Source organism: Novosphingobium lindaniclasticum LE124, assembly GCF_000445125.1.
GTDB lineage: Bacteria > Pseudomonadota > Alphaproteobacteria > Sphingomonadales > Sphingomonadaceae > Novosphingobium > Novosphingobium lindaniclasticum.
On record NZ_ATHL01000141.1, the window covers coordinates 1 to 23,606 of the forward strand.

Below are 23,606 nucleotides of genomic sequence, written 5' to 3' on the forward strand. Positions count from 1 at the left end.
TCGTCATGCTGCGCAGCCTCAAGATGTTCGGCATGGCTCAGGCCGCCGACGAACTGATCGAGCAGGGCGCGCCTGCCTTCGATGCTGCCGTGCCGATGCTCGCTGGACTCCTGAAGGCAGAGATGGCCGAACGCGAGGTCAGGTCCATCGCCTATCAGATCAAGGCGGCCCGCTTCCCGGCCTACAAGGATCTGGCTGGCTTCGACTTTGCCGCCAGCGAGATCAACGAAGCCCTCGTCCGCCAGCTTCACCAAGGCGACTTCATGGAAAACGCCGACAATGTCGTGCTGATTGGCGGGCCTGGAACCGGCAAGAGTCATATCGCAACGGCACTGGGCGTCCAGGCCGTCGAGCATCACCGCAAGAAGGTTCGCTTCTTCTCCACGGTCGATCTGGTCAATGCGCTTGAGCAGGAAAAGACCATGAACCGATCCGGCCAGTTGGCAGAACGCCTGCTACGTCTCGACCTGCTCATCCTCGACGAGCTGGGTTATCTGCCCTTCAGCCCATCGGGCGGAGCCATGCTCTTCCATCTGCTCAGCAAGCTGTACGAGCGCACCAGCGTCGTCATCACCACCAACCTGAGCTTCAGCGAATGGTCCGGCGTGTTCGGCGATGCCAAGATGACAACCGCGCTGCTCGATCGGCTTACCCACCACTGCCACATCCTGGAGACCGGAAACGATAGCTTCCGCTTCCGCGCCAGCACCGCTGCGCCCAAAACCAGAAAGGAGAAGCCAGCATCTTGAACCTGCCGGTCATCGGCAGCACATAACCCGTACCCACCCGGGTCACTTCTCAATGGAAACCCCGGGTCACATCTCAGTGGCAATCAACAGCGATGTGTAAGCGCGAAATTCCGCGCACCTGTTCGGTTGAGTGACGAGGTGTGAAGGATGTGTCCACCAAGGAAGAGGTGGACACATGGAGATGGCACCGATGGGCTCCTATGGGCTCGAGGCGGTAAGGGTGACGAGTAACGGCCGGCGCTATTATGGTCGGGCGGGGAAGGCACGGTTGGTCGAGGCGTGCCTCGAGCCGGGCATATCGGTGGCGAGACTTGCGCTGGAGCACGGCCTCGATGCCAACCAGCTGCGCAAATGGGTTAGGAAGTATCAGGAGCGCTAGAGTGCGAATGGGCAGCGGAGCGCGGGGCAGTTGCCGGATTGGGCTGCATGGCCCGCGCCAGACGGCGCTTTGCCGACGCCCTCAAGGGGAGGAAGAAACAAGGCGGGCCGCCCGCACAGGCGCTCAAGTTCTTCGACCAGCTCTACCGGATCGAAAGGCAGGCGCGGGACGAAATGCCCGGTGAGGGGGGAACGCAGGCCAGCTACCTGCGCCGCTTCCGCCAGAAACATAGCGTCCCGGTCCTGGATGCACTCAAGGCGTGGCTCGATGACATCGCACCCAAGGTTGTGCCCGACACCAAGCTTGGCGATGCGGTATCCTACACCCTCAACCAGTGGGAATACCTGACGCGCTACGTCGAAGACGGCAGGATGCCGATCGATAACAATCTTCTCGAACGCGACATCAGGGTTTTTGCAACAGGAAGAAAATCCTGACTTTTCTGCGACATCGTGGACGGCGCACGGGCGAGCGCCGTCACCTGCAGCCTGATGCTGACTTGCCGCGCCTGCGGCGTCGAGCCTCTCGCGTGGCTACGCCATGTCCTCACTGAACTGCCCCAGCGACCTCACGACGCCGATATCGACGACCTGCAGCCATTCAATTTCGAAAAACGCGCCTGACCCGCCGACGTCGTCGCGGTGGCCTGTCTCGCCGAGCGTCCACTATGATGGCCGCACTGCCTCCTGAAGCAGCGTGCATACGAAATGCGCGCTTACGGCGATGTTGGCAGCGATGCGCGCGCGCTATCGTACCAAGCCCGAGATCGCGATCGAGGAGGTCGATCGCATCATCGCTGCCGGCGTGCGCTTCGGCTGTGTGCTGGCCGATGCCGGTTACGGGCTGTCGGCTCCGTTCCGACAGGCACTGAGTACACGCGGCCTGCATTGGGCTGTCGGCATTCCCCGGCATCAGAAGGTCTATCCGGCTGACGTGCAACTGATCTTCCCCGTAGCGGGGCGCGGCGACCACGCGTGCGGCATGTACCCGACGTCAAGTCCATGCCGCGCACGCGATGCTCGAAAGCGCGAAGTGGCATCAGGTCAGTTGGCGCAAGGGAACCAAGGGACGGCTTACGGCCCGCTTTGCTGCCATGCGCGTGCGCATTGCCGATGGTGCGCCTCAGCGGATCGGCTCTGCCGGGGCCCGGCACATGCCGGGTGAGGAAGCCTGGCTGGTGGGGGAGCATCGCTCGAATGGTGAGCGAAAATATTATCTCTCCAATCTCCCCGGCGACACCCCGATCAAGGCTTTCGCCGGCGCCATCAAGGCGCGCTGGATCTGCGAACAGGCGCATCAGCAACTCAAGGAAGAACTGGGGTTGGATCCGCAAGCAGACCAGTCTCTCGAGCGTAGATCAAAGTAGAGAGGCCGATGCCTGCCGGCGGTCGAGCGGGGCAACCTCCCGAATCAGTTGCTTGAGCAGGCGCAATCCCGTCGGGAGCTGCCGGCGTCCAGAGTAATAGAGGTGGAAGCCGGGGCCCATTGACGCCCAGTCGCCAAGCACGAGCGTGAGCGCGCCGCTTGCGAGGTGGGGACGCAGGACCGGCTCGGCGCCATAGATTATGCCGACGTCGTTGAGGCCGAAGCCCACAGCGGCATGGCTGTTGTCCACGATGACGGACCCTGGCGCGTCCACCGCCACGGCTTCCGCGCCCCGCTCGAATTCCCAGTGATAGAGTTGGTCGTTGCCCAGCCGGATGCGGACGCAGCGGTGGTGACGCAGATCGTCGGGCGTCGATGGCGCGCCATGTTTCGCAAGGTAGGCGGGTGACGCGGCCGCAACCCAGCGAATGTCGGGCGAGAGCCGCTGCGCGATCATGTCCTCGGGGACGGTACCGCCGTAGCGGATGCCCGCATCGAACCCGCTGGCGATCACGTCCACCATGCGGTTGCTGACGCTGATGTCGACCACGACCTCGGGATAACGTTCGACGAAGTGCGGCATGACCGGCTCGAGCAGCAGCGCGGCGGCGTCCTCAAGGACGTTGATCCTTATCCTTCCCGTCGGGGCGTCCCGATAGCGGTTCAGGTTCTCCGCCGCATCTCCGATGCTTTCCAACGGTCCCTCGATGGCGGCCCGCAGATCTTCTCCCGCGGCCGTGAGTGTCACGCTGCGGGTGGTCCGGTTCAACAATCGCACGCCGCGGCGTGCTTCGAGCCCCGCCATCGCGTGGCTCAATGCCGACGTCGTCACCCCCATCTCCGAAGCGGCACGACGAAAGCTGCCATGCCTCGCGATGGCCAGAAAGTAGAGGAAGTCGGCAAGATCGGCCCGGCTCAGTTGCATGTGATCCTTTACCATGCCGTTGAGCAGCGTTCATCAGTTCATTGCGCGAGAGAGCGCTAATCCCAGCGGCCCCAATCGCTAAATTGGGATCGGAAGAACTGACTCCAAAGCGAACCGCCAAGGAAAGGCGACGACATGCTGAACGTTCTGATCTCGATCGCCGCTCTCGCGGCGCTGCCCGCCGCCGTCTCAGCACAGGAAGGAAGGAACATGGACATCACCCGCAAGGCAGACATGAAGACCGTTGACGGGCCGGAGGAATATTTCACGGGCAAGGCCACGATCACGGGCCAGTTCCAGCGCGAGGCCCCCTCGCGCGTGACGGGGGCGATCGTCCACTTCGAGCCCGGCGCCCGCACCGCCTGGCACACCCATCCCGCGGGCCAGACGCTGATCGTCACCGAGGGTGTCGGCTGGACGCAGGTGGAGGGCGGACCCAAGCTCGAGTTCCACGCCGGCGACATCCTGTGGTGCCCGTCCGAGCACAAGCACTGGCATGGCGCGACGCCGCACGAGGGCATGACCCACGTCGCGATCCAGGAGGCAATCGACGGCAAGAACGTCACCTGGATGGAGAAGGTGACGGACGAGCAGTACAACGCCCCGCTCGGCAAGGAATGAGCCCGTGCCGCACGTTGTCGTGAAGCTCTGGCCCGGCAAGTCCGACGCGCAGAAGCAGGCGCTCTCGCACGCCATCGTCCGCGATGTGACCGCAATCCTCCATTATGGCGACGAGTCCGTCTCGGTCGGCTTCGAGGAGGTCGCGGCGGGCGACTGGCAGGACCACGTCTACGGGCCCGACATCGAGGGTCGCTGGGACACGCTCACCAAGCGGCCGGGCTACGGCCCGCGCGCCGCCAGCCAAGGAAAGGCATCATCATGATCCTGAACGAGACCGCGACCCTGTCGAACGGCGTCGCCATCCCGAAGCTCGGCTTCGGCACCTGGATGATCCCCGATGACGCCGCCGCCCGCGCCGTGCGCGACGCGATCGGTGTCGGCTATCGCAACATCGATACCGCGCAGGCCTATGAGAACGAGCGCGGCGTCGGCGATGGCCTGCGCGCGAGCGGCGTGGCGCGCGACCAGATATTCGTCACCACCAAGCTCGTCGCCGAAAGCAAGAGCTACGCCGATGCCAGGGAGCGGATCGACGGCTCGCTGAAGGCGCTGGGCCTCGATCACATCGACCTCATGCTCATCCACAGCCCGCAGCCCTGGGCCGAGTTCCGCGAGGGCGATCGCTACTTAGAGGGCAACCTGGAAGCCTGGCGCGCGCTCGAGGAGGCGTATCAGGCCGGCAAGCTGCGCGCGATCGGCGTGTCCAATTTCGAGCGCGCCGATCTCGACAATCTGATCGAAAAGGGCAGCGTCGCGCCGATGGTCGACCAGGTGCTGGCGCATGTCGGCAACACGCCGTTCGACCTGATCGACTATGCGCAGTCGAAAGGCATCGTCGTCCAGGCCTATTCGCCGGTCGCCCATGGTGCGGTGCTGAAGGACACGCGCCTCGTCGAGATGGCGGGCCGGTATGGCGTCAGCGTGCCGCAGCTCTGCATCCGCTACTGCCTCCAGCTCGGCCTGCTGCCGCTGCCCAAGACGCTCAACCCGGCCCACATGCGCGACAACGCTACAGTCGACTTCACCATCTCCGATGAAGACATGGCGCTGCTGCGAAGCGCCCAGGACAGCACCGACTATGGCGAGGCGAGCAGGTTTCCCGTGTTCGGCAAGAAGCGGCAGGTCGAGCCGGCCGCTCGCGAGGGCTGAGCCATGAACCCGGTCTATGATTATGCCGGCCAGGTCGCGTTCGTCACCGGTGCTGGTTCCGGCATGGGGCTCGCGACCGCTCGGGCCTTCGCCGCCGCCGGCGCGGCGGTGGCGCTTGTCGACGCCAACGGCGCCGCAGTCGCCGATGCGGTCGCTTTGCTGGACGCGAGGGGCGCGCAGGCGATCGCCGTCACTTGCGACGTGTCGGACGAGGCGCAGGTCAAGGCAGGAGTGGAGCGCACCATCGCCGAGTTCGGACGCCTCGACATGGCGTTCAACAATGCCGGCATCCAGAGCGACGCGACCGACCTCGCCGACGTACCGATGGCCGATTACGATCGCATGCTCGCCATCAACCTGCGCGGCGTCTTCGCCTGCATGAAGTACCAGCTCGCGCAGATGAAAGCGCAGGGCTCGGGCGCGATCGTCAACTGCTCGTCGCTCGGGGGCTTCGTCGGCGTGCCGGGCCGTGCGGCCTATCATGCCGCCAAGCACGGCATCCACGGCGCCACCAAGAGCGCCGCGCTGGAATATGCGCCTCACGGCATCCGCATCAACGTCGTCGCGCCCGGCATCATCGACACCCCGATGGTCGCCGACATGAAGAAGGCCGAGGCCGGCGTCATTGAGGACATGATGCGCGACGTGCCGATCAGGCGGCTCGGCCAGGCGGAGGAAGTCGCCGCCGCCGTCCTCTGGCTGTGCAGCCCGGGCGCGAGCTTCGTCGTCGGTCACGCGCTGGCGGTCGACGGTGGCTATGTCGCGCGCTGATCCGCACCGCCCTTACAAGAGCTGGAGCAGCACCATGGCGTATACGCATCTCGGGCGGACCGGTCTGCGGATCAGCCCCATCATCCTCGGCACCATGAACTTCGGCGAGCTCAGCGACGAGGCGATCTCGTTCCGGATCATGGACGAGGCGGTCGACGCCGGCATCAACCACTTCGACACGGCCGACGTCTATGGCGGTCCGCAGAAGCCCGACATGGAGAAGGGCTATGGCGTCTCCGAGGAGATCATCGGCCGCTGGTTGAAGCAGAGCGGCAAGAGGGACCGGATTGTGCTGGCGACCAAGGTCTACCAGCCGATGGAGACCGGGCCGAACGACAAGTACCTGTCGGCCTACCATATCCGCCGCGCGTGCGAGGCGAGCCTGAAGCGGCTCGGGACCGACCACATCGACCTATACCAGATGCACCACGTCGACCCCGCCACGCCCTGGGACGAGGTGTGGCAGGCGATGGAGCAGCTCATCCGCGAGGGGAAGATCACCTATGTCGGCAGCAGCAACTTCGCCGCGTGGAACGTTGTGCAGGCCCAGTATGAGGCGAAGCAGCGCAATCTTCTCGGGCTCGTGTCGGAGCAGAGCCTCTACAATCTGACCCAGCGCACGATCGAGCTGGAGGTCGTGCCCGCGCTGCGCGCGTTTGGCATCGGCCTGATCCCGTGGAGCCCGGTCGGACAGGGTCTGCTTGCCGGCGCGTTGGCAAAGCACGAGGAGGGCCGCCGCGCCTCCCCCAGGCTGGCGGAGCAGCTTAAGAAGCTGCGGCCGCAGGTCGAGGCCTACGAGGCGTTGTGCGCCGAGATCGGCGTGCCGCCCGCGCATGTCGCGCTTGCATGGCTCCTCCACAATCCCGTGGTGACGGCCGCGATCAGCGGCCCGCGCACACCCGAGCAACTGCGGGACACCCTCGCGGCGCTCGACCTCGTGCTCGATGAAGAGACGCTGCGCCGGCTGGACGAGATCTGGCCCGGACCCGGCGGTGAGGCTCCGATGGCCTATGCGTGGTGACCGTACGGGCGCCGGTCTGGTTCGATCCCCTTAGGGAACCGGACCGGGGCGATCGCCCAATTGCGCTTCAATCGCGGCCTTGTCGATGATCGAACACACGCGTCGGATTTTACCGTCCTCATATTCATAGAATACGTTCTCGCAGAACGACACGCGGCGGCCGTTTACCTCCAGTCCCAGAAAGCGGCCCACGGGGGTGCAGTCGAAGGCCAAGCGGGCTGCGACGGCCACACGCTCAATGTTGAAGCGGACATCCGGAACCTCGCGAAAATCCCGCTCCAGCATCTTGCGATAGCCAGACAGCTCGATTTTCTCCCCGCCATATTCTACGTCCTCATGGACGAACTGACCCACACGATCGAGCTGTCGAGCGCTTAGGCACTCAAGGTACGCGCGATAGGCGCTCAACAGATCATCATGCGTCATCGGCTTTCCCGCCATGTTGCCAGCTTCGGACCTTCAACGCCGCCTTAGCAAACTCGCCCGGCGCTTCCTGCGGGACATTGTGCCCGACAGACAGGGTCCAGTGCTCGTGTGGGCCGGCGAACAACGCGGCGTGATCCGCTGTCCCCCCGGGCTTTAGCGGATCGGCGGTCCCGTCGATGGTGATCGCCGGAACGGTTATGGGAGGACGCTCTGCCAGGCGGTCCTCCAGCGATTGCAGCAGCGGATCGCCGCGTTCGTTGCCGTGCATGAAGCGGTAAGCGCTGATCACGACATCCACGAAATCCGGATTGTCGAATGCCGCGGCCGTCCTTTCGAAGATGGCCTCATCAAACTCCCAATCGGGAGACCATTCGCGCCATAGCGTGCGGCCGAGATCGGCGCGGTTGTTCTCCAGGCAGGATCGCCCACGCTCCGTCTGGAAGAGGTGCTGATACCAGCACACGCGTTCGAGCGTGACACCGAGAGGAGATCTCTGCTGCTTGACGTCGATCACGTCATAGCCGGCATAGGAGATGAGCCCGCCGACCTCCCGGGGCCACAGGGCGGCGGCCGCGCAGCACGCGTTGCCGCCCCAATCGAAGCCTCCGAAAATCGGCCTGGTCAGTCCAAGAGCGTTTGAGAACTGGATCAGATCGAGCGCGCGCGCAGCTTGCTGCCCGTTTCACCTCGTCTCGCCAGACAAAAAGCGCGTTGGCCCGTACCCACGGACATAGGGTCGGAGCACTCTCGCGCCCACATTCGCAAGGATTTGCGCATCGGCATCGAAGGCATGAACGTCATAGGGATAGCCATGGATGAGGATAACCGGCCAACCGCCGGATGGACCGTCCTCCAGATAGGCTACCCGCAAAAGATCGGTGTCGATGGTTTTCTTCATATGCTGCGTCATCACCTCAATGGCGCGTTACTCGCGCAGGCACTTTCGGACTTTTTCTCGATCAAGTATTCACGCTTGCCTACGTAGAGTAAATTCACGGCAGCCGCGAGGTAGCCGAGCGCGGCCGAACCGGCACCGCCCATCAAGCGTGCTGCAACCGCTTCTTCAGGAATTCGATGAAACGCTGCGTCTTCGCTGGCAGCAGGCGGGTTTCGGTAACGGCATAAATGGGGCGCGCCGCGCCGGCCCATTGGGGCAGAACCCGCCGCAGCCGCCCATGAGCCAGGTCGTCCGCCACCAGTCGTTCCGACAACAGTGCCACCCCGACGCCCAGCAGCGCCATCTGCCGGATCATGGCCATGCTGTTCATGCGGTAATGGCTCGTAATCGCCGGCCTGGCCGTCTGGCCGCCCGATTCCAGCGCCCAATGGGGCATGGTGGACATGGACAGGCACCGATGGGATGCCAAATCGTCGGGATGGGCCGGTTCGCCATGCCGTTCGATATAGCCGGGCGACGCGTAGCATTCCGACGGAAGGCGCGCGATGACCCGGCTGATGAGGGACGGATTTTCCGGCGAGGCCATGCGGATGGCAAGGTCGAAGGGTTCGCGCACCAAATCGACATTTCTGGGCGTCAGGTCCAGGTCGAAGCTGATCCCGGGATTGAGCGTCGCGAATTCATGGATGGGCGCGGCCAGATAGCTGGTCGCGAAATCGACGGGCAGGGATACCCGCAGCAGGCCCACGGGCCGGGCCACCATATCGCCAAGTTCCTCGTGAGCGATGCGCGCCTCGTCCACGATCCTGCGGCAGCGCTCATAATAGAGGCGCCCCCCCTCGGTCAGCTCGATCTTGCGGGTCGTCCGGTTCATGAGGCGCAGGCCGATGCCTTGTTCAAGCAGGGCGACGCGGCGCGACAGGGTGGAATTTGGCATACCCAACCCCTGCGCGGCCCTGCGGAAGCTTTGCGCCTTCACTACTTCAACGAAAAGAGCCATGTCGTTCAGGTAGTCCATGATTGCTCCACTAGATGAACAATGTTTTCCATCAGCGGTTCCTTGTCCACGACGATGAGCAATGCGATATCCTGCGCAAGGAAAAGGAGCAACAGAATGGCGGATATCTTCACCCCAGGGCAAGTCGGCGGAATCGAGGTCCGCAACAGGATCGTCATGGCGCCCATGACCCGGTCGCGGGCGCAGCCGGACGGTACGCCCGGCCCGCTGGCCGCCGAGTACTATGCGCAGCGCGCATCGGTCGGTCTGATCGTCAGCGAAGGCACGCAGCCGTCCGATGGCGGACAAGGCTATCTGACGACGCCCGGCATCTACACCTCCGCCCATGTGGAGGGCTGGCGCAAGGTCACGTCCGGGGTCCATGAAAAGGGGGGCCGGATCTTCATTCAGCTGATGCATGTCGGCCGCATTTCCCATCCCGACAACAAGCGGGACGGGGGGCAGGCGGTCGCGCCGTCCGCCATCGCGCCGGGCGTTCCGATGTTCACGGCCACGGGCATGCAGGACATCCCCGCTCCCCGCGCCCTTTCCACCCAGGAAGTGATCGCGTTGATCGACGAATTCCGTCACGCGGCGCGCAGTGCGATAGAGGCGGGCGCGGACGGCGTGGAGGTGCATGGCGCGAACGGCTATCTGGTCCAGCAATTCCTAGCGCCCAGCGCCAATGTCCGGACCGATGAGTATGGCGGCAGCCTGGAAAACAGGGCGCGCTTCGCTATAGAGGTGGTGAAGGCCGTCGCGGCGGAAATAGGCGCGGAGAGGACCGCGATCCGCTTTTCGCCCGGCAACACCATGTCGGGCATCGACGAGGGACCGGAGGGACCCGCCCTTTACCATTATCTGGTCGCCGAACTAGACAGGCTAGGCCTTGCCTATGTCCACCTGATGCATCTAGGAGACGAGAAGCTGCTGGCGGACATTCGCAGGCTCTGGAACCATGCGCTGGTCCTGAACCGTCCCGGTAGGCCGCGTGACCGGATCGGTGCAGACATCGAAGCCGGCGTCGCCGACCTGGAGGCTTATGGCCAAGGGATCCTGGCAAACCCCGACTTCGTCGAGCGCATCCGCCGCGACGCGCACTTGAACGAGGCCGATCCCGCCACGTTCTATGGCGGTGGCGCGCAGGGCTATACCGACTATGACGCATTGGCGGAGGATCGCGCCTGATCCTCTGACCGGGGCGGACACGGCAGCCATTTCCCACCGGGAGGAACGGGTGCCTCGAGGGCGAAGACAAAGCCGCGGGATGTTCCGGCCCCCTTCGGCCAAAATAGATCCCGGTCGTCAAGCCTGCATGGCGATGCGAGATCTGGGGAAATCCCACAGCATGGCTCCCTGCCAACTATGGCCCATCTGCTCGCGCTGCATGCGACACCGGCCAGCGCCACTGTCGACATCGCCTATGTCGATCAGGGCCATACCAACGCATGCGCCGCCATTGCAGGCGCCGCTCGTGCCATCACGCTGGAAATCAGCAAGCTGCCCGAAGCCAAGTACAGCTTCGTGCTCCCGTCGGGTCGTTAAGCGATCATTCGCATGGTCAACCCGCTTATGAGACCTGTGCGCGGTTGGGCGTAGACAGGCATGCCAATTGCTGTTTCTATGGGCTCTCCAAGCAGGAGAGCGGCCGTGGTGCAGCGTTCGATTGGTCAGGAGCGATTTGGGTTTTCAGGGTCCAAGCGCACGACGTCATCGCTCGATACGCTGGTATCGCTGATTGATTGGCACGCGGTCGCGGCTCTTCTTGATCCGCTTTATCCGGCCTCCAAAGGTGAGCCCGCCTGGCAATGTTCAAAGCGCTCCTGTTGTCGATCTGGTATGATCTGTCCGATGTGAAGGTGGCTGAGGCCTTGGACGACCGGGCCTCTTTTCGCCGCTTCTGTGGGTTTTCCGCGAATGAGGCGACGCCAGAGCGTACCGCGTTTGTCAGATTTCGCCGACTGCTGGTCGCGCACCAACTTGACCGATCGTTGTTTGAAACCGTGACCATGCAGCTCAAGGCCAAGGCGGTGACGGTCAAGACCAGGACACTGGTCGATGCCACCATCATTGCCCCGGCCAGTGAAGACGATGATGATGCGCGCTGGGTAAAGCACAAAAGAAAACGGGCTGTTCACGGCTTTAAGGCTCACGTGGGCGCCGATGCCGACACCGCGTTGGTTGAGGAAGTCTCCGTCACCTCCGCCAATATCAATGACGGCAAGGCAGGCCCCGGTGCCTTGCCCGACAATCCCGGCGAGGTGTTTGCCGACAGCGCCTATCGCGGCAATCACTTTTGTGATGCCGTGCTGGCAAAGGGCGGCATTCCCCGGATCGTCGCCACCGGCATGTGGGGTCGCGACGAAGCTGAAACGCTCCAAGCACCATGAATGGAATCAACCGATCCATCGCGTGCGCGCCCGCATCGAGAAGATCTTCGGGACATGGAAGCGATGCTACGGCCTGCGCCGCATGCGATGGCGAGGTCTCGCCAAAGCCGCCGTCCAAGTGCGCCTCACCGCCATTGCCGAGAACCTCAAGCGCACGATGAACATTCTCTCCGTTCCAGCATGATAGGTTGATGCGGTCGGGTAGCCCGCTTTGAGCAGAAGGATTGTCATGACTGAAACAAGCAAGATCGTCGTCCTGGCAGGCGCAACGGGCAATCTGGGCTCGCTGATCGCTCACGCTTTGCTGGACAAGCCGGAGGTGCGGCTGCGGGCTCTGGTACGCCCGGCGAGCGCCGGAAAGCTGGCGGCTCTGCGGGAGAAGGGCGTCGAGATCGTGGAGATCGATCTCGATGACGAGACGCGAGGCGAAAAGCTCGCGACGGCGCTGAACGGCGCGTTGTCGGTGGTTTCCGCCATTCAGGGCGGTCCTGAAGTGGTCGTCGGTGACCAGTTGCGGCTGCTCGATGCGGCCAGCCGGGCAAAGGTCCGTCGCTTCATCCCGTCCAGCTTCTCCTACAACATCTTCGGCCTCGGCGACGGCGAGAATATCAACACCGACGACCGCCGCGCCTTCGCCCGTGAGGCGGAAAAGGCTCGCGGCGCGGTCGAGGTAATTCACATCAACATCGGCGCGTTTCTCGATCGGCGCGTCCTGTTCGGCTTTCTCGGGGCATTCGATCTCGACACGGGACAGGCTTTCCTTTGGGGAGACGGCCAGACCGCAATGGACTTCACGACCTATGAGGACACCGCGCGGTTCACGGCTGAGGTGGCGCTCGACGAGGGGCAGGTTCCCAGTGCGTTCGAGGTCGCCGGCGATACGCTGACATTCCACGAACTGGTGAGGGCCTATGAAGAGGTCTCGGGCAAGGCCATCAGTGTCGTGAAGAAGGGAAGCCTTGCCGATCTCGATCGCGAGATCGAGCAGCGCAGGCAGGCTGAACCGCAGAATGTGTATGGCTGGCTGCCGCTGATGTACTGGCGCGGCATGCTGTCGGGCAAGGGCAAGCTTCACGCGATCGCGAACCACCGCTATCCATGGATCAAACCCCAGCCCGTCCGCGATTACATCCGTCAGGAAGGGCTTTGAGAGAAAATTACGCGGGACAAGAGTGGCCGCGTGACGAGCGCCACGCAAATGCGCCGACGTCCAGTTGCCTCATCTAAACTGCTCCCAGCTAATGCCGGGACCGTTACTCCACGCTCTCTCATCCTGTTTGTCGCGCGACAAGCCTGCCTGATCTGGCGCATGGATTTGGTGACGGCATCCTGAAACGCTCGGCTGAAGTTTTTCCAGGAGGTGTCAACGATCGGCAACTTGATTGGCAACAGGCAATCCTCTTGCAATCGCTTCCCCATAGCCACCGCCCCGGTCTCAGGCGACAATCGATATTGACGGACGCTTGGCAAGCCAGGCTCGCGACGTTTCCAGTGCCCGATCCGGCGACAACCTGACCGGCTTCCGGCGCGCGAGGTCTTAAACAATCGTACCATATGTCTGGCCTTGCAGAAAACCGAAGTCATCAATGCCTATGACATGGAGCTCGTCATGCCGATCGAAGGCACGCCACAGAACTACTCGCAGTAGAGCGTCTTTGCTCACGGGCATCATCACGCGATTGCCAACTTCGGATCCAAGCTTGCCGCCGAGCTCCAGCCCGAGATGGTGGACAATTGTCTCAAGCCGCTGAGTGCGTCGGCCATATCGAGCCAGGACGCCGGCGTCGAATTGCTCACAAAAAATGCTGCGACCGCACACAACGGAGCCGCACCAAAACCAGCGTGCGAGGATCGTCGGACGACGCGGCGCCCTGCATGCTGGAGATTCGTCGGCCCGCACGCCCGATCCGGGCAACCACTCGAACATCGCGTGCATCCGCACCGGGCTCTCGGCTACAAATCACCGCGCGAATTTATCGACCGCTCAACCCATGAGGACCTGTCAGACCTTAAGGGGGCAACAACAACAGCTGCAGAAAATCTCACCGTTGAGCAGGTCATTGCGAAGGCAGGCACTGAATCTTGCGATGTAGCCATTTTCCCAGGGGTCTCCCGACTTAAAATGATAAGGGGCAGTGACCCTCCTCCTTGAAATGACTTCGATATCGAAGTATATAGTCTTTAGCGGTAAAGACGCCGATTGATAGGTGGTGCTGCAGAGGGGATATCATGGTCACCGTCTTGTTGAGTATGGTTGTTGCGCTAGGCCATGGCTCCATTTTGATCTCGTCGCGGGCAGATTGGGTAGACATGCTGCTGAACGCTTATGATTGCGGAGTTGCCGCCAGATCGAAGGGCGCATGTCGTATGAACAAGAACCGTTCGGCAGTTTCAGTCGCGCTCACACGCCCGATGATGCGCCTCGAGACGGCGATCTTGATAACAGGTCAACGCTTTCAGTAATGCCGCAGTGTGCGCTTCACTTTTTCGTGTTTGGCTCCCACGGGAGCGATCGCGTGAGCGAGAGAGAAAAACTTGATGGCTAGTGAAATTTCTGAGGAGCTTGCGATCTTCCGCCGCAGCGCCAACCGCTTCATTAAGTCGGAGGTTGTGCCCCACCTCTCCCGCTTTCGCGAGCAGCGCTGCGTCGATCGCGAACTCTGGAGAAAGGCAGGAGAGGCGGGCCTTCTTCTGTGTGGGATTCCAGAACCTTGGGGCGCTGGCGGCGATATCCGGCACGAGGTCGTTTTTATCGAAGAACTGGCTCGGGCCGGTTTTCCCGACTTCGGCGTGCCAATACACAGCGGTATTGTTGCCCCATATATCGCCCATTATGGCACCAACGCACAAAAGGATCGTTGGCTGCCAGCGATGGCCGCTGGCGAAAAGGTTGGGGCCATGGCTATGACCGAACCGGAAGGAGGATCGGACCTCCGGGGGATCCGCACCTCCGCGAAACGGTATGGCGACGAGTGGGTAATAAGCGGTGCCAAGACCTTCATCACCAATGGCCATCTCGCCGATATCATCATCGTCGCGTGCCAAACCGAGCCGCCAGGAACCCATAGCGGTCTCTCGCTTATCGTCGTAGAGACCGAAGAACTAGAGGGGTTTCGGCGAGGTCGCAATCTCGAGAAAATTGGGTTCAAAGCGAGCGACACGGCCGAACTGTTTTTTGACGATTGTCGCGTTCCTGCCAGCAACTTGCTGGGTGAGCAGGGCCGCGGCCTACCGTACATGATGCAGCAACTGCCGCAGGAGCGCCTCTTGATGGCCGTTCAGGCAGTAGGGGCCATGGAGGCTGCCGTCGATCTCACTATCGCCTACACAAAGGAGCGTCGCGCCTTCGGACAGGCAGTGTTCGATTTCCAAAATACGCGGTTCAAACTTGCTGAGGCAAAGTCCCATACGACCGTAGCACGCATTTATCTCGACAATTGCATTAACGATCATGCAAACGGCGAATTTTCTGCGACGGACGGCGCCATCGCCAAATGGTGGACCACACAGAAACAATGCGAAGTCATCGACGAATGCCTGCAACTCTTCGGCGGCTACGGTTACATGGCCGAATATCCCATAGCTCACGCATGGGCCGACGCCCGCGTACAGAAGATCTATGCTGGCACCAACGAAATCATGAAGGAGCTGATCGCGCGCAGCTTGTAGTTAGCAATGTATAGCGATTGAATCACCGCTAGGTTCTACACGCGTTGGGTTCTGATGTGCGAGATCGCACCGCAGGCGTTGATTCCGGAGTGTCGGTCGTTCGGTATGAAAGGAATGAAGCGGTGAACATCGATAGTACCGCAGCGGTCGCGAATGCTCGCGTGAAATGGTGCAAAAGTTACGATCCTCGATCTAGATGACGCGTCCGGCAAGGCAATCGTGGCGGACTTGGGTTGCAAGTTCATAAGCGGCGACGTAGCCGATGACGCGAGTGTCGATATCGCACTCGACAAGGCTGAGGAAGCTCATGGCGTGGCGCGCATCCTGGTCAACTGCGCGGGAGTTGCGCCTGGGGCTAAAACCGTAGGTAACAACAACATCCCCCATTCGCTCGAGACGTACCGCAAGACGATCGAGGTCAACCTAATAGGCACATTCGACGTCATTTCCAAAGTTGCCGCGCGCGCCGTAGCTACAACAGAGATAAAGGGAGAACGTGGGGTGATTGTCAACACGTCGTCGGTCGTGGCTTTCGATGGCCAGATCGGGCAGGCGGCTTTTGCCACCTCCAATAGCGGAGTCGCCGGCATGACGCTGCCAGTCGCGCGTGATCTGGCGCAACATAAGATCCGCGAGATAATGGTTGCCCCGGGCATCTTTCTGACGCCAATGTTGAAGTCCCCCCACAGCAGGTTCAGACACGCTCGGCACACAGGTCCCCATCCAAGCCGCCTCGGCCGCCCTGAAGAATATGGGCAGCTGGTCGAAGCGATTGTGCGGAATCCCATGCTGAACGGTGAAGTGATTCGTTTGGACGGTCCTATACCAATGGCGCCACGATGGGGATTCTCTCAGGGGGAATGGTATCGTGCTCGTAATCGGTGGATACGGCGCCCGGACTGCCCTCGATTGTGGGGATTTCCGCAACTCGGTTGAACCCGCTCTTGCGAAAGCACTGCGTCGTGGGGCCATCAACTATCAAATCGATCCCTCCGGCTACCCCCTCGGGATTAGCGGCAAGGGTAAGCTGTTTTGGCATTCGCGGCACCGGGAGCATGTCATCGACCTAGGATCGACCGGAAGAGGTGCTTGGCGAGTTGATCACCGGTCTCGGCTCGGCAGTGATGCGGTTCACCAAAATGCCGAGGCCGCTGCTGACCTAGGTCAACGGCCCGCCGGCGCCGGCACTTCCAAAGTCAGGGAAGACATCGCCGCCCATCATATCCGAGGAAAACAGCGAAATTCAGAGGAGCTTGATGCATGGCAAACGCCTATATCGTGGAAGCCGTTCGCACCGCAGGGGGATGCGCCCGTAAAGGGGACTTATCGATATTCACCCAGCCGATCTCGGCGCCACGGTACTTAATGCGCTGGTTGATCGAATCGGGATCGATCCCGCGGCGATCGACGACGTGATTGTCGGGTGCGTCAGCCAGGCCGGCGAGCAGGCGTTCGCATTGGGCCGCAATCTCGTTCTTGTATCGAAACTACCTGACAGCGTGCCGGCTGTAACGATTGACCGGCAGTGCGACTCTTCGCAGCAGGCCATACACTTTGCCGCCCAGGCGATCATGTCAGGCACCCAGGACGTCGTCATCGCCGCCGGCGCCGAGAGCATGACTCGCGTGCCAATGGGATCGAACTTTCAACTGCATGGGTCCGCTGGCATCGGTGTTGGCCCTTGGCCCAAGAGCATCCAGAATCGCTACGGCGTGACTGAGTTTAGTCAGTTCCATGGCGCACAGATGATCGCCGATAAATATGACTTCACCCGTGAGGACATGGACACATACGCGCTGGGAAGCCATGTAAAGGCGGCCGCCGCGATCGACAGCGGCGCGTTCAAGGCGGAGATCATCCCGGTCGTTACGCCGCAAGGTGTATTCGACACCGACGACGGCGTGCGTCGCGGCGGCACTATGGAGGCGATGGCTGCCGTCAAGGAGCTTGAGAAAGGCGGGTCGATCACCGCTGCGAATGCGAGTCAGATGACCGACGGCGCGAGCGCTGCGATGATTGTGAGCGAGGCGGCGCTGAAGCGTAAGACCGTATGTCCGCTGAGCGACTGAGGGCGACCCTACGCTTACACTGTGGTGGCGAGGGCGGTCGAGCAGAGAGAGGCTGAGGTGGTCCCGCCTTGCTGGACAGTTTGGCGGCTGAGTTAAGCTAATCCCGGTTGTCGTTCATGCCGCCTGCTTGATCATCAGATCATGGGGGGCATGCCCCCCATGATCTGATTGCCCGTTTCGCCGATAGGCCTCAACCGGCGTTCTGCCGGCAAGGCTCGAGTGCGGACGCTGGGTGTTGTAATAGGTGATCCACCGACCAAGACCAACCTTCAGCTCCGAACCGGTCTCAAAGGCATGGAGGTAGACGCATTCGTACTTCAGGGAGCGCCAAAGCCGCTCGATGAAGACGTTGTCCATCCACCGTCCCCGACCATCCATGCTGATGCGGACCTCGGCCTCGCGCAGCACGCTGGTGAAGGCGAAGCTGGTGAACTGGCTACCCTGATCGGTGTTGAAGATTTCCGGCTTGCCGAACCGGGCCAGAGCCTCTTCCAGCGCCGCGACGCAGAAGCCGGCATCCATGGTGTTCGACAACCGCCAGGCCAGGACCTTCCGGGTCGCCCAATCCATGACCGCTACCAGATAGAGGAAGCCCCGGCGCATGGGGATGTACGTCACGTCGGCGCACCAGACGTGGTTGGGCCGCTCGATCGCCAGCTTGCGCAGCAGATACGGGTAGACCCGGTGCTGCGGATGCGGATCGCTCGTGCGGGGACGCTGGTAGATCGGCGTCAGGCCCATCTTCGCCATCAACCGCCGTGCCCGACGGCGACCGATCTCGTGTCCGGCACGCCGCAGGTGCCGCGCCATCTGGCGGCTGCCATACCACGGGCAGTCCAGGAACGTCGCGTCGATCACCGTCATCAGTGCCAGCGTTTCATTGGTCTCCGGCGCCGGCGCATAGTAATAGGACGAGCGGCTGATCCGCAGCAGGCGACACTGCGCCGAGATTGACAGGCGATGGTGAGCAGGTTCGACCATCGCCCGCCTCCGGTCCACGCTCATCGACCGAAGGCTTTCGCTAAAAAATCCCGCTCCACGACCAGTTGCCCGATCTTGGCGTGCAGCTTCTCGACCTCGCTCTCGCTGACAGCCTTGGCTACATCACCGGCTCCGGAAAAGGTGCTCGCCATTCCCTCGATGGCCTGCCGCTTCCACGATGCGATCATCGTATGGTGCACGCCATGCTTGGCAGCCAACTCCGCTAGCGTCAGGTCGCCCCGGATCGCCTCTAGCGCCACCTTCGCCTTGAAATCCTCGCTGTAGCGCTTCCTTGTCGTCTTCATTCCCGTACCAATCCATCAGGTCGGGAGTAGCTTAACACCCTGTCCGAAAAACCGGCACCACCTCAGGCATTTGTAGGCATTGACGTTGCAAAGCTGCGCAACGCTGTAGCCGTCGCCAACGGCGGACGCATGGGCGAAGTGAGGTATCTAGGCGAGTTAGACGCCGACGAGGCGAGCATGCGTCGCTTGGTGAAACGGCTTGCCGCAAAGCACGAAAGTGTCACCTTTTGCTATGAGGCAGGGCCGACGGGATACGGACTTCATCGTCTGATCAAGTCGATGGACTTCGAGTGCACGGTCGTCGCACCCTCGCTCATTCCACGACGTCAAGGCGATCAGGTGAAGACCAACCGCCGGGATGCGATCGGACTGGCTCGGCTGTTGCGCGCGGTTGAGCTTACTGCGGTATGGGTGCCGGACGAAAGCCATGAAGCTATGCGCGATCTGGTTCGCGGCCGCTCGGCAGCTGTCGAGACGCAGCGCGTCCATCGCCAGCACATCACGTCGTTCATGCTTAAGCATGGCAGGATCTTCCCACGGAAGAAGACGTGGTCGATGCGATATCTGCGATGGCTGCAGGAACAGCGGTTCGACCATCCGGCTCACCAGATCGCCCTTCAGGAGGTGATCGATGCGCTGCGGCTGGCCAGCGAGCGGATCAAACGCATCGAAGCGGCGATCGAAGAGTTCCTGCCAGGCTGGTCTCTCGAACCCCTCGTACGCAGCCTACAGGCCCTTCGTGGTGTCGATCTGATCGTCCCCGTCACCTTCGCTGCGGAGCTCGGCTACGTGATGCGCTTCGAGAATCCCAGGCAGCTCATGAGCTATCTGGGCCTCGTGCCTAGCGAACGATCTGCAGGCCGTCACCAAAACCCTCCGCTCAATCTCGAAAAGGGGGCCCTCTCCGACGCCGATATGGGGTCGCGTTTGCGGGCCGTTTGACATTCTCGGATGTCGTTTCTAGCTCAGTCGAAAGATTATCGAACCCGTTGTCGGCTTTGGCACGATCATTCCTCAGCGGAAAGGCTGTAAATCGCATGGGACCAATAACGCAGCTCTTGCTTGCCTATCTCGCTATTCCACCGTCCTCAGCCTGGTCGGCAGGAGGTCACCGCGCTTCTTGAGGATTGGATAGGCGGATGCCTCGATAAGATGGCTGCTGACCCGCTTGAGGTCACGCAGCGCATCGAGGTGAAGCGCGCTGGTCTCAACCGTCTCGACATTTCCCGAACGCAGCCGGTCAAAATGCGCCGCCGTCGCATCTTCCTCCAGGCACCGGAACACGTCTTTTTCCGATACGAGCGCGCGTGCTGCCGCGATGTCGCCGCTCAGGAACACGGCAGTTGAATTGTGCAGCGTCTCGCGAAGCCGATCGACCTGTGCGACGAGATCGGCGTTGCCTTCCCTGGAGAAAGCCACGCCGCGCTTGATCCGGCGGCTGGCGATGCCGAGCAGGCCCCGGTCGATCAGGTCGCCGGCCTGCTCAAGATTGATCGAGAAGGTCAGGATTCGAGCGAGCTTTTCGTTGGTGAGTTCGTCAAGCCGGCCAGTGTCGATCGCCAGCAGGTTTTCCTTGATGGCCCGGTTGAGCCGGTCAAGCCGGTCGTCTAGAGCACGGGTCTCCTTTATCTGTCGCCGGCTCGGATTGGCGAGCGCGTCGTGCAGCCCGGCAAGCATTTCCTCCAGCACGTCGGAGAGGCGCAACGCCTCGCGCGTGGCGCCGGCCAGCGCCACGGCGACCGGCGCACCGGCCGCGACCAGCTGAAGATAGCGTGGCGCATCCGGGCTTTCGTCCTGCGGATGCGACGGCAGCAACCGTTCAAGCAGACGGCTGTAGGGCTTGAGCAAGGGGAAAAGCAGCAGCGCCAGCACGAGATTGAAGCCGAGGTGGAAATCGGCGATGGCGCGTGCTGGAGCGCTTTCGATGCCGGTGACGAACGGCGTGATCCACGGATAGACCGCGAGGATCGCCAACGCTCCGCCTATCCTCGCCAGCAGATTGCCGAGGGGAAGTCGTCGCGTGGCAGGGTCGTTCCCGCCGCCTTCCACTACTGGATTGAGCGCCGTGCCGACATTGGCGCCGAGCGCCAGGGCGATGCCGCCGGCTACGGTGAGCACGCCATTGGTGGCGAGCGACATGGCGAGCAGGACGATCGCCACGCTCGAATGGGCCGCCCAGGCGAGCGCGACGCCGATCAGCATGATGAACACGATATGGGTGGACAGCGCCTCAAGAAACGCGCGCGTGAGCGGATTGGCGGTGATGGGACCGAGCAGGGCAAGGAACTGGTGGAGCGCGAACAGGATCAGTCCCAAGCCGATGAACACGCGGCCGAAATCCCGCGTGCCGGCCCGCGCGCGGCGGAACAGGAAATAGCCCGCGAGGACGAGGATCGGCGCGACCAGCGAGACGTCGAAGGAAAGCGGCTGGACGATCAGCGTCGTGCCGACATTGGCGCCGAGCATGATCGCGAGGCCCTGGGTCAACGAAACCAGCCCTTCGGCGCCGAAGCCCGTCACCATCAGCCCGGTGGCGGTGCTGCTCTGGAGCAGCGCGGTGACGCCAAGCCCGGCGAAGAAGGCACTGAGGCGGTTGTGGAGGCTGTGCGCCAGGAATGACCGGAGCCTCGCGCCCAGCGCCCGCTGCACGCCGGTCTGGACCATGTGGACGCCCCACAGCAGCAGAGCGACAGTGCCGGCCAGGTCGAGAAGGGTCAGCGTGATGTTCGTCGGTCAGTCCTCATCATGAAGCAGAGGTCGTTAATGTCCTCTCGCACCCATTCGCAGATGGTCCCTTGGACATCTCCTGTCCACATCCTTCTGTCACAAGATCGCCATAGTGAGACGGCTGTTGTTACCAGCCGTGCTGGTCACGCGATTTCGTGGCCGTCGTGCAGACCAGAGAGACGGCCTTGAAACCACGATCCACGTTGGATCAATGTGCAGCGGATTTTCGGTGGATAGGGGACAGCGCCTTTGCGATCTGCTTCGCGCGATAGCGGGCAGTGTGCTTCTGTGCGCTGAAGGCATGCCGGGAGATAGCGACACGAGCAGCCTGTTCGTTGAATTTGAGTAGCGCATCGCCTTCGAGCGCCTCGCGGGATCAGCTCGTCAAAAGCGATGCCGTCGAGCAGCTGCGCCACCCCGACGCTGTCATAGCGCCGCCCTGGAATAAGCCGGGAGTGCACCAGATTGCTCAGCGAGCGCCACCTTGCCACGCATGACCCGGACCACCGAAAGAAGAGCGATGTCCCGGGGATGCAGGCCGACAATATCCGGGAGAAGTTCGCCGGCCTACGGCGCCAGATGCAACGCCTAGGTCGAAGAGGTCCCTGACAAGCAAAATCTCTCTGACCGATCCGGACGCACCGTCGATGGCAACCTTGAGGCGCGGCGCCGGCATGGTCGGATGAATGAGCATTGCCGACAAACCGCTCCGTAGAACTAGGTTTCGTGGACAAAGGTTGACAGCAGGATCGGGCGTTGATTCAAGGCTGCCTTTTGGAGGTGGCGTTGGGCGAGCGTATTGGGCTGACGGAGGACGAGTGGGGGATCATCGGCACACTACTGCCATCTGAGCGTGGTCGTGGCTGTCGTCCAGCACAGGACAACCGGCTGTATTTCGAAGGCATGATGTGGATCGCCCGCACAGGTTCGCAATGGCGCCACTTGCCGGATGAATATGGCAAGTGGAACAGCGTTTTCCGCCGCTACCGGCGCTGGGTTACGACCGGGGTGTTCGAGGCGATGCTCGAGACACTGGGCGAAATGGTGGCTCGTGATGCCACTGCGGACATGATCGACAGCACCGTGGTCCGAGCACATCATTGTGCCGTCGGCATAAAAAAGGGACTCAGGAAACCGAGGCGCTTGGCCGATCGCGAGGCGGATTCAGCACAAAGCTCCACGCCCGCTGCGATGCCAAAGGCCGACCGCTCGGCTTTGTCCTGACGCCGGGCCAGAGCCACGATATCCAAGGCTTTGGCCCGCTGTTCCGTTTGATTGCTAATAAGATCGAGGCATTGTTGGCGGACAAGGGCTACGATGCAGATGCCATCCGCGAGGAATTGGCCAATGCTGACGTTGAGGCTGTCATTCCCGCCGAAAGCAATCGGCGCGATCCAATCCCACACGATTGCGAAAAATACCGTTGGCGCAATCTTGTCGAACGCCTCTTCAACAAACTCAAGAACTGGCGGCGTATCGCAACTCGATACGACAAAACCAAAGAGTCCTACCTCGGCTTCGTCAATCTCGTCTCAGCCCTACAATGGATACCCTTTGTCCACGAAACCTAATCGGCAGCTTCAGTGATGACCGGGACTTTCATCGAATCTCATATGATCGACCGGCCGTGATCGACTTCTGCGGAAATAGAAGCCTGCGGTCACCTATGGTCATGGAATCAGATTCTGAGCTTCAGAAAGGGGGTGGGGACGCTTCAAATTTTCACCTCCAACGTTTGTCGGTATCGGTGGTTGCGAGCCCCCGCAACCACCGATACCGACAACGGCGTAGCAACAGATCCAGATCTGCCGTTGTTTCCGGCGGTTTCGTGCTGCGACGCCCATTCCATGATAGCCCCGAACTCACCGTGAAGCGTGGCACTCATCTCGCCAGGTTTGGCTCCGGGAAATAGCGTGACGCGCTCAATCAGACCGCGAATGGCGCATGCCGCCTCGTCTCGTTCCGAGTGGTGATGAAGCGCCTCGGATAGGCGCGCAACTTTCTTGTGGTAGAACTTGGCAATGTTCGGATGGATGTCCGGGGCAATATAAGGCGCCTCGCTCATTCGCGCCCGTATGGCGTCTTCCTGCGCCTCCAGTTCCAACAGCTTGTCGACCAGACCCCGCGTGCCATCACCATCGGCTGCCATGTTCACAAGATGCTC

General features: G+C 61.9%; 21 protein-coding genes and 6 pseudogenes. 19 read left to right on the plus strand and 8 right to left on the minus strand.

Going from position 1 to position 23,606, the window contains the following annotated elements; genetic code table 11:
* The 4 genes and pseudogenes from istB to L284_RS47685 all read left to right on the plus strand — a co-directional run.
* Positions 1-749 (plus strand): IS21-like element helper ATPase IstB (istB, locus tag L284_RS44235; protein ID WP_021235652.1); only part of this gene is annotated, 749 nt, incomplete at its 5' end.
* Positions 750-969: 220 nt separating this feature from the next.
* On the plus strand, positions 970-1,128 hold the full coding sequence (locus tag L284_RS44240) for a transposase (RefSeq protein ID WP_200861682.1): 159 nt from the start codon (positions 970-972) through the stop codon (positions 1,126-1,128).
* A gap of 32 nt (positions 1,129-1,160) precedes the next feature.
* Positions 1,161-1,751, plus strand: a pseudogene (locus L284_RS44245) (IS66 family transposase); the annotation flags it as partial.
* Positions 1,752-1,878: 127 nt separating this feature from the next.
* Positions 1,879-2,455, plus strand: a pseudogene (locus L284_RS47685) (IS701 family transposase); the annotation flags it as partial.
* A gap of 30 nt (positions 2,456-2,485) precedes the next feature.
* On the opposite strand, the gene L284_RS44255 reads toward L284_RS47685, so the two are convergent.
* Positions 2,486-3,418: a LysR family transcriptional regulator gene (locus tag L284_RS44255; RefSeq protein WP_031343078.1), complete on the minus strand. Its 933-nt coding sequence runs from the start codon at positions 3,416-3,418 to the stop codon at positions 2,486-2,488.
* A gap of 135 nt (positions 3,419-3,553) precedes the next feature.
* Between L284_RS44255 and L284_RS44260 the strand changes: the two genes are divergently transcribed.
* Genes L284_RS44260 through L284_RS44280 form a run of 5 tightly spaced genes read left to right on the plus strand, consistent with a single transcriptional unit; the run spans position 3,554 to position 6,980 of the window.
* Entirely contained in the window at positions 3,554-4,039 is a 486-nt protein-coding gene (locus L284_RS44260) for a (R)-mandelonitrile lyase (RefSeq protein ID WP_021235840.1), read from the plus strand.
* 4 nt (positions 4,040-4,043) lie between these two features.
* Complete coding sequence (locus L284_RS44265; RefSeq protein ID WP_031343081.1) at positions 4,044-4,301, plus strand: tautomerase family protein; 258 nt, start codon at positions 4,044-4,046, stop codon at positions 4,299-4,301.
* Positions 4,298-5,188, plus strand: a complete 891-nt coding sequence (locus L284_RS44270; protein WP_021235842.1) for an aldo/keto reductase — start codon at positions 4,298-4,300, stop codon at positions 5,186-5,188. Before L284_RS44265 ends, L284_RS44270 begins: the two co-directional genes overlap by 4 nt.
* A 3-nt stretch (positions 5,189-5,191) precedes the next feature.
* The gene (locus tag L284_RS44275) at positions 5,192-5,959 is read left to right on the plus strand and encodes an SDR family oxidoreductase (protein ID WP_021235843.1); all 768 of its coding nucleotides are present in this window, start codon (positions 5,192-5,194) and stop codon (positions 5,957-5,959) included.
* A 34-nt stretch (positions 5,960-5,993) separates the two neighbouring features.
* Positions 5,994-6,980: an aldo/keto reductase gene (locus L284_RS44280; protein WP_031343083.1), complete on the plus strand. Its 987-nt coding sequence runs from the start codon at positions 5,994-5,996 to the stop codon at positions 6,978-6,980.
* 30 nt (positions 6,981-7,010) lie between these two features.
* Here the strand turns inward: L284_RS44280 and L284_RS44285 are convergent, their stop codons facing one another.
* The 4 genes from L284_RS44285 to L284_RS44295 all read right to left on the minus strand — a co-directional run bounded on the left by L284_RS44285 (position 7,011) and on the right by L284_RS44295 (position 9,322).
* Positions 7,011-7,406 (minus strand): ester cyclase, encoded by a 396-nt coding sequence (locus L284_RS44285; protein ID WP_031343085.1) that lies wholly within the window; start codon positions 7,404-7,406, stop codon positions 7,011-7,013.
* Positions 7,396-7,920, minus strand: a complete 525-nt coding sequence (locus L284_RS48555) for an alpha/beta fold hydrolase (RefSeq protein WP_021235846.1) — start codon at positions 7,918-7,920, stop codon at positions 7,396-7,398. The genes L284_RS44285 and L284_RS48555 overlap by 11 nt, the downstream gene beginning before the upstream one ends.
* Before the next feature lie 168 nt (positions 7,921-8,088).
* Positions 8,089-8,304 carry an alpha/beta fold hydrolase gene (locus tag L284_RS48560; RefSeq protein WP_200861683.1) on the minus strand — a complete coding sequence of 72 codons (216 nt, stop codon included), beginning with the start codon at positions 8,302-8,304 and terminating at the stop codon, positions 8,089-8,091.
* Positions 8,305-8,446: 142 nt separating this feature from the next.
* Positions 8,447-9,322: a LysR family transcriptional regulator gene (locus tag L284_RS44295; protein ID WP_021235849.1), complete on the minus strand. Its 876-nt coding sequence runs from the start codon at positions 9,320-9,322 to the stop codon at positions 8,447-8,449.
* 96 nt (positions 9,323-9,418) lie between these two features.
* Here L284_RS44295 and L284_RS44300 point away from each other — a divergent pair, with 96 nt between their 5' ends.
* From L284_RS44300 to L284_RS44330, 8 genes and pseudogenes are all read left to right on the plus strand, one after another.
* Positions 9,419-10,489, plus strand: coding sequence for an alkene reductase (locus L284_RS44300; protein ID WP_021235851.1), 1,071 nt, complete (start codon positions 9,419-9,421; stop codon positions 10,487-10,489).
* Between the two features lie 177 nt (positions 10,490-10,666).
* Positions 10,667-10,846: a hypothetical protein gene (locus tag L284_RS44305; protein WP_021235852.1), complete on the plus strand. Its 180-nt coding sequence runs from the start codon at positions 10,667-10,669 to the stop codon at positions 10,844-10,846.
* A 263-nt stretch (positions 10,847-11,109) separates the two neighbouring features.
* Positions 11,110-11,691 (plus strand): IS5/IS1182 family transposase, encoded by a 582-nt coding sequence (locus tag L284_RS48565; RefSeq protein ID WP_021235853.1) that lies wholly within the window; start codon positions 11,110-11,112, stop codon positions 11,689-11,691.
* Positions 11,692-11,713: 22 nt separating this feature from the next.
* A complete protein-coding gene (locus L284_RS49045; RefSeq protein WP_021235854.1) occupies positions 11,714-11,875 on the plus strand; it encodes a transposase in 162 nt (53 codons plus the stop codon).
* Positions 11,876-11,920: 45 nt separating this feature from the next.
* Complete coding sequence (locus L284_RS44315) at positions 11,921-12,841, plus strand: NmrA family NAD(P)-binding protein (RefSeq protein ID WP_021235855.1); 921 nt, start codon at positions 11,921-11,923, stop codon at positions 12,839-12,841.
* A gap of 1,388 nt (positions 12,842-14,229) precedes the next feature.
* Positions 14,230-15,360 carry an acyl-CoA dehydrogenase family protein gene (locus L284_RS44325; RefSeq protein WP_021235857.1) on the plus strand — a complete coding sequence of 377 codons (1,131 nt, stop codon included), beginning with the start codon at positions 14,230-14,232 and terminating at the stop codon, positions 15,358-15,360.
* A 219-nt stretch (positions 15,361-15,579) separates the two neighbouring features.
* The gene (locus tag L284_RS47700) at positions 15,580-16,296 is read left to right on the plus strand and encodes an SDR family NAD(P)-dependent oxidoreductase (RefSeq protein ID WP_407635857.1); all 717 of its coding nucleotides are present in this window, start codon (positions 15,580-15,582) and stop codon (positions 16,294-16,296) included.
* A gap of 324 nt (positions 16,297-16,620) precedes the next feature.
* Positions 16,621-17,423 (plus strand): annotated as a pseudogene (locus tag L284_RS44330) (acetyl-CoA C-acyltransferase); the annotation flags it as partial.
* Between the two features lie 120 nt (positions 17,424-17,543).
* Here L284_RS44330 and L284_RS44335 read toward each other — a convergent pair.
* A protein-coding gene (locus L284_RS44335; protein ID WP_152524766.1) for an IS3 family transposase occupies positions 17,544-18,715 on the minus strand; the annotation gives its coding sequence in 2 pieces (ribosomal slippage) (positions 17,544-18,451 and positions 18,451-18,715; 1,173 coding nt in all).
* A gap of 39 nt (positions 18,716-18,754) precedes the next feature.
* On the opposite strand from L284_RS44335, the pseudogene L284_RS44345 reads away from it, so the two are divergent.
* Positions 18,755-19,576, plus strand: a pseudogene (locus tag L284_RS44345) (IS110 family RNA-guided transposase); the annotation flags it as partial.
* A 213-nt stretch (positions 19,577-19,789) separates the two neighbouring features.
* On the opposite strand, the gene L284_RS44350 reads toward L284_RS44345, so the two are convergent.
* The gene (locus tag L284_RS44350) at positions 19,790-21,439 is read right to left on the minus strand and encodes a Na/Pi cotransporter family protein (protein ID WP_031343089.1); all 1,650 of its coding nucleotides are present in this window, start codon (positions 21,437-21,439) and stop codon (positions 19,790-19,792) included.
* A 783-nt stretch (positions 21,440-22,222) separates the two neighbouring features.
* On the opposite strand from L284_RS44350, the pseudogene L284_RS48105 reads away from it, so the two are divergent.
* Positions 22,223-23,013: pseudogene (locus L284_RS48105) on the plus strand (IS5 family transposase).
* Between the two features lie 143 nt (positions 23,014-23,156).
* Here L284_RS48105 and L284_RS0124940 read toward each other — a convergent pair.
* Positions 23,157-23,606: pseudogene (locus L284_RS0124940) on the minus strand (hypothetical protein); the annotation flags it as partial.